Source organism: Paracoccus sp. SY, assembly GCF_002901215.1.
Classification (GTDB): Bacteria; Pseudomonadota; Alphaproteobacteria; order Rhodobacterales; family Rhodobacteraceae; genus Paracoccus; species Paracoccus acridae.
This window is the reverse complement of the sequence record NZ_NWMQ01000083.1, coordinates 1-5,945: the sequence shown is the minus strand read 5'-3', so window position 1 is coordinate 5,945 and position 5,945 is coordinate 1. Positions and strand designations below refer to the sequence as shown.

Annotated in this window: 5 protein-coding genes; 1 reads left to right on the top strand and 4 read right to left on the bottom strand. The window is 59.0% G+C overall.

Going from position 1 to position 5,945, the window contains the following annotated elements; translation table 11 throughout:
* Positions 1-369 precede the first annotated feature (369 nt).
* The 3 genes from CK944_RS21090 to CK944_RS21080 all read right to left on the bottom strand — a co-directional run bounded on the left by CK944_RS21090 (position 370) and on the right by CK944_RS21080 (position 3,343).
* A complete protein-coding gene (locus tag CK944_RS21090; protein WP_103175022.1) occupies positions 370-1,152 on the bottom strand; it encodes an aminoglycoside adenylyltransferase domain-containing protein in 783 nt (260 codons plus the stop codon).
* Between the two features lie 108 nt (positions 1,153-1,260).
* Entirely contained in the window at positions 1,261-1,761 is a 501-nt protein-coding gene (locus CK944_RS21085) for a GNAT family N-acetyltransferase (RefSeq protein WP_103175021.1), read from the bottom strand.
* 298 nt (positions 1,762-2,059) lie between these two features.
* Positions 2,060-3,343 (bottom strand): alpha/beta hydrolase, encoded by a 1,284-nt coding sequence (locus CK944_RS21080; RefSeq protein WP_158248110.1) that lies wholly within the window; start codon positions 3,341-3,343, stop codon positions 2,060-2,062.
* 414 nt (positions 3,344-3,757) lie between these two features.
* Here CK944_RS21080 and CK944_RS21075 point away from each other — a divergent pair, with 414 nt between their 5' ends.
* A complete protein-coding gene (locus CK944_RS21075) occupies positions 3,758-5,128 on the top strand; it encodes a transposase (protein WP_103175023.1) in 1,371 nt (456 codons plus the stop codon).
* Between the two features lie 293 nt (positions 5,129-5,421).
* Here CK944_RS21075 and CK944_RS21070 read toward each other — a convergent pair whose 3' ends face one another.
* Positions 5,422-5,856 carry a hypothetical protein gene (locus CK944_RS21070; RefSeq protein WP_103175019.1) on the bottom strand — a complete coding sequence of 145 codons (435 nt, stop codon included), beginning with the start codon at positions 5,854-5,856 and terminating at the stop codon, positions 5,422-5,424.
* Between the last annotated feature and the right edge of the window lie 89 nt (positions 5,857-5,945).

The window sequence follows — 5,945 nt, the reverse complement described above, 5'->3', positions numbered from 1 at the left end:
CCGGGGAAACCCCTTCGCCCCGTGAGGCGGACGGCCTTGTGTGGGGGAACCGGCGGTTCCCATGAACGGACACGCGCCCTTCGCGCGTGGCCCAAGCAAAGGCAGGGGCGTTCGGCTTGTCCGAATCCCCCGGCCAGGCGCGGTCCCGCGCCTTTGCTTCGATCCCCGCGCCTTCGCGGGGATCCCTCGATCATCTTTGCCGGTCGAAGCTATCCAGCCTGCCGCCTCTCTCCGGGCGGCGGGCCTTGCAGGGCGGCGAGCTGGACGCGCCCATCAAAGAGCGAAGGGAAGCGAGACGCCCTGTGGGAAGGTTCGACCGGATCAGAAAGCGCCGCTTAAGCCGAGTTCAGGCTATGGACGTTTTGAGCCCTAAGCGGTCATTGCCTCGGTGACGTTTAGCGCCAGTTGGTCGGCCAGCCGCCGCGCTGCATCCCCCCTGCCGTGCCAGCTGTCGGCGACTTCGCCGAGATAGGCCTGCCGCGCATGTGCCAGCGTCAGGGCATTATCTCTGGCAAGCCTCGGGATTGCCCAAAGTGCCGCCTGATCTTTGCTTACGAATGTCCTGCTGCTGGTGGTGTGCCACATCCTTGCAAGTGTCAGCAGGACATTCATTGTGTCGTTCTGCAATCCATCCAGCAAGGATGGAAGCAAATCATGCATAGCGCGCCGGACGGTTACCTCTGAGATTTCGGGCAGAAGTATGTTTCTGTCAGGCCCGTACAGGGTTCTGGCCTCCTGCCGGGCTTGGGCAAGAACCAGTGTGAAGTCTGAGTGCTGTGCTGGCATCGGTGTCTCACCTGCCTCGAAGGCGTCCCGCAGCCACTCGCCGTAGACGAACTCGGCCCGTGCGGGGAACAAGTTGTTGGCAAGATCGAGCCGGGTAAACACCATTATCTCCAAGCAGCGCCGTCCGCCTGGAATTGCCGGGTGGCGACCAGAAAGCCGGAGCAGCGACGAAAGGATCGCGTCCCGCTCGCCCCCTGTAAGGCCGCGATCCACAACGGCCAGCAGGTCGATATCGCTTTGGGGTCGCAGCCCGCCCGAAACCGCAGAGCCGTGCAGATAGACCGCGAGCAAAACATCCCCGAGTATGTCGCGCAGGTCTGCCATCGCGGCTGATACTTGTTCGATTTCTTCCGGCACAGCCTGCATGTCACCTCGCTTTTGGCCTGTAGACTATCAGGTGCATGGCCGCTGCGTCCCGCTTAGCGTCCGGCAGCGCGACGGCGGGTCTTCGACTGAAGAATCCTTTGCAGACGGTCAGGCGAAGTGCCTGTACACAAGGTCGGTTGGGTCTGGGCGGGGGGCAGTTCCGTCAAGAGTTGCTCCCAATCGTTCCGCTAACCTGCACGAACGTTCATTCTGCGGATCGACATAGCTCACCAGTGTGTTCAACCGCCTCACGTTCTTTGCCCAATCCAGCAACGCAGAGGCAGCTTCAAACGCGTAGCCACGACCCTCGGCTTCTGGAAAAACAAGCCAGCCGATTTCCTGTTCAGGGAATAGTGGCCCAGAATTGATACCCACCTGGCCAAGACAAACGCCGGTTTCCCGTTCTTCGAGCATCAATGCTCCAGCACCAAACAGAGCCCATTGCGCATGATCCGCGCAAAACATGCCCCAAGCCGCCCTCACGGAAAAGGGCCCGCCCATGTATCGCGCGCGTTCCGAGAGCATCAGCGCAGAGTAAGGCCCCCAATCATCAGCCGACATCGGGCGGAGCGACATGCGTTCGGTGTCGAGAGTGGGGATTGCGGTCATTCCGGGCCTCCTGAGCGTGAACCACGACTAGCATCTGACCGGCAGCTTTCCGCATCGCTGCCGTCCCACGCCAAGATGGTATCGACGCAAAGGGAGCCCTAACCGGACCTTTGCCGCATCAGGTCAGGATGCATATGCAGCGGGCTTTTTTGGCCCGTAGCTATTGCGGCTCGAGCAGAAAACTAAAGTTCGGCGTGAATGGCCGCGGTGTTACTCTTGAGACATTTATTTCAGGCCCTTAGCACGATCTAAACCCCGTAACGCGACCGTCGCGGATGTCGCCCGTGGTTACTCGGCGTTAGTCTATCACTCCGGTGAACACAGCCCAGCTTTCACGGAGAACGCCCTCGCGCAAACTAGCATCGTTCATGATGCCGTGCCAGTCGCGGAGCAGCCTCCACCATTGCCCCCGGTCAAGCCGGATCTCATGGTAGGATGGATGAGGAACGTGGAATTCGAAAACCCAATCCGTGCGGCTCATAACTCGTGACGGATCGACGGGCTTGACGCTAACAATTTCCGGCTGATGACCATCCAATCCCAAGGAATAATCTTCAAGCGGATCAGGCAACACCTGGTCATATCTACGGTAGATCTTCCCGTCGGGAAATGGCGTGCCAATCGCCTGCAAGTTGATCGCATTGCCCTTCGCGTCACCGATGTCGGGAGGAATCAACGGGCGATTTGGATCCAAAGGCAGGAAGGTTTCATCCAGTTTCATTGCAGTGCCCAAGGGAATGTCGGGGCCGGCGGTGGTGACAACTAGGTGCGACGCCTTGCTGGCGGCGGCGACGAGGCTGCCTTTGCCGATCTCAATGTAGGGCTTGGGTTCGCGCGGTGGCTTGCCCCGGCGCAAGTCATCAAGTTCGGCAGCGGGGAACGTGACGGTAAGCGTCGAGTTCCACTCCCGGATCGAAACGGCGGGAATTGCGCCCTGAACCAGCAAGATGCCTGCCAGTGGGGAATTTTCGCCATCCTGCGGCAGCGTGTCCGCTGCGGTCATTGCCACACCGGCACCAAGACTATGCGCCACTACGAAGATCCGCCTACCCCGAATCTGGTTGAGGATGTCGCCCAGGTACTTCCCGGCGTGCGCTGCATTCCTTTGGGCCGTGCTAAACTGCCACGGTCGTAACTCTCCCGGCCAGCCGAAGACAAGGATATCAGGACCTGCGCCTCCCGCATAGGCTGGTAGCGCGGCGAGATCCGCGCGCAGCACCTCGCCTGCGCAGATTGCATCGGCAAGGCTGGTGCGAAAGCCGTGCACATAGACAACAAGGTCACGAGAAGAATCAGTCTCAACCCTGATTTTGGCGATCTGTTCAGCTACCCAAGACTTGAGTGACACGTCACGCAGGCTCGAACCGTCCCCCGCCTGGCGCACATCCGCGACAAACTTACGGCCCGAATTCTTAGGGAAGTCATCCGGCGTTCTACAACCTTCTGCCGTAGCCATTATGGCAGCAAGCTGAACGCTGGCAGGAACATGTGATACAAGAAACCATACAAAGCTAACGGCCAGCATTGCAAAAATAGAAAGGAAGCTAACCAGAAGAGCCCGAACCACGGCAATACCTATCAAGCAGGTTCTCCCGAGAATATAGCACATCAAAACTTCGGGCTATTTCATTCGTCGCTGGCTGCCACTCCTCGCTTTATTTGCCCTGAGTAGGTCAGTGAGCGCACGCTTGAGCCCGTTCTCTGATGCTTCGGGTTATAATCATCCACCTGTTTCTATTGAGACGATATGATTTTGTACGCGTCGTTCTCGGCTTGATACTGTCGCAGAACAGCAAAAGACGGTCACCACGGCATTTTGTAGATGCACTGTCGCAATGCCGCATATCGGTTCTCCGACCCTCCGAAGCGTGCTGCGCTAGAAACTGAATTGCTGCAGTTGCAGCGAATGTCTGAAATGTCCGGATTCTGTTGAAAAACACAGTTGCCGCGCTGCTTCCCAGCTGATTCACTTTCAGAAAGCTTGGAGATGACGGCGATGATGGGGCCACGGCAGATCGCGCAAGGACAGCTTTTCTACGATTTCTCGCTCGAAGCGATGGTGCCGCCGGATCACCTGCTGCGTTCGATAGATCGCTTCGTCGATCTGTCAAATGTGCGGGCGACGCTTGCTTCCTCTTACAGCTCGACTGGCAGGCCATCAGTGGATCCCGAGTTGATGATCCGGATGCTGCTGGTTGGCTATTGCTACGGGATCCGCTCCGAGCGCCGTTTGTGCGAAGAGGTTGGGCTGAACCTGGCCTATCGCTGGTTCTGTCGCCTTGATTTAACAGATCTGGTTCCGGATCACTCGACCTTCTCAAAGAACCGTCATGGTCGGTTCCGCAATTGCGATTTGCTCCGGCAGGTCTTTGAAGCCGTGCTGGCGCGCTGCATCGCCGAGGGGCTTGTCGGCGGCCGACTGTTCGGAGCGGATGCTTCGCTGATCAAGGCCGATGCGAGCCGCTACAGCAAGGTGCAGGCTGAGGACTGGTCGGCCGGCGACACCGTCAGCCGCGCCACGCAGGAATACCTCGACACCCTTGATGACGCAGCCTTCGGCGGCGCAACCTCGGTGCAACCGAAAACCCTGTCCCCCAGCGATCCGGCCGCCCGTTTCACCGGAGCAAATGGAGACCGCCCTTTCTTTGCATACAGCACCAACTACCTGGTCGATCTGGATCACGCGATCATCGTTGATGTTGAGGCAACCGCGCCGGTGCGGCAGGCTGAGGTAGGCTCAGTGCGCGAGATGCTCGTGCGCACCGAGGAGGTCTTTGGCCTGCACCCGGACACGCTGGTCGCCGATACTGCTTATGGGTCGGGGGAGATGCTGGGCTGGCTGGTGGATGAGCAGGATATCGACCCTCACATTCCGGTTTTCGACAAGACAGAGCGCAATGACGGTGCCTTCCCGGCTACGGCCTTCACCTTCGATCGGGAAGCCAACGAATACACCTGCCCGGGCGGCAAGAAGTTGAAGAAATACTGGCGCGAGATGCGTCAGCCACGAACCGGAGTCTGCAAGGATGGCTCGACCAGATACTATGCCAGCAAGCATGATTGTTCGGCTTGTGCCCTGAAACCCAGATGCACTCCGACTGTCCCCGCTCGCAAGATCGCCCGGCATAAGCACGAGGATGCCCGGGACTATGCCCGGGAACTGGCGAAGACGGATGCCTATGTGACCTCCAGCTACGCCAGGAAGAAGGTTGAAATGCTCTTCGCCCACCTCAAGCGCATCATGCGGCTCGACCGATTGCGGCTACGTGGACCAAATGGCGCGAAGGACGAATTCCTCCTGGCCGCGACCGTCCAGAACCTGAGAAAACTGGCGAAGTTGGTGCCGATGGCACCAAGGGCCGCATGAAACGGCAAGCCCTGCCGTTTTTTAGCGCCTACCACGTCCGAATAAACACCGACTTCTTCAACACAATCTCCGCATCGCTGTCACCCAACCGCCCGCCCGCAAGCGATCGCAACCCGACAGGGCCGAGACTGGGCCGCTGGACCGACTATTGCGGCCCCGCGCGGGCTGGCTCGGGACGAGACAGGCGGCGCGGGAAAAGCCGCAAAGGAGGGGCAGGGGTCCAGGCTCGGGGCGCAGGCCGGTGAAGCCGGCCGGAGCCTGGAGCGCGGTCCCGGCCAAAGGCCGGGATGCGGCTAGAACAATCTCCTGATGTTGCCGATGCCCTTGCTTGATCCCGATGGCGCAATCCGCAGATGCGAGCAAAGAGCGATCAGGCCGGTTCTCAGCAATCTCGGATGGGCTTTTGCGCCCTTCATCAGAACCTCGTGGATCATGCCGGTATTGCGTTCCGCCTCGATCCTGAACACCTCGCAAATATCATCACCGGGCATCATGATTTCCCAGATATTGGATTCTTCATTCTTGACGCATGACACCATGAAGGCCGCCATAACATCGGCCGCCCAGTTTACGACAGGATTTGGCTCAACCCCTCTTTTCCTTGCCTCGGCCATGCAGAAGTTCTTTGCCGCCTTGAAGGCATTGGACACATCACGGGGGCAATCCGATATTCCGCCAGTATCGCGAATACCGTCGATCCAGTTTGCATAAATCACATGATAGATCATCTGCCGTCCCTGACCTGAAGGCCGCTTAAGGCCCGAAGCTTGCTCGAAGCATACCCGCGAAGCCTATCGCCACAACAGCCGGTATGATG

Bases quoted from the DNA above. Each gene is read 5' to 3' on its own strand.
- CK944_RS21070 (WP_103175019.1), bottom strand. From the start codon at position 5,856: ATGATCTATCATGTGATTTATGCAAACTGGATCGACGGTATTCGCGAT.
- CK944_RS21085 (WP_103175021.1), bottom strand. From the start codon at position 1,761: ATGACCGCAATCCCCACTCTCGACACCGAACGCATGTCGCTCCGCCCG.
- CK944_RS21075 (WP_103175023.1), top strand. From the start codon at position 3,758: ATGATGGGGCCACGGCAGATCGCGCAAGGACAGCTTTTCTACGATTTC.
- CK944_RS21090 (WP_103175022.1), bottom strand. From the start codon at position 1,152: ATGCAGGCTGTGCCGGAAGAAATCGAACAAGTATCAGCCGCGATGGCA.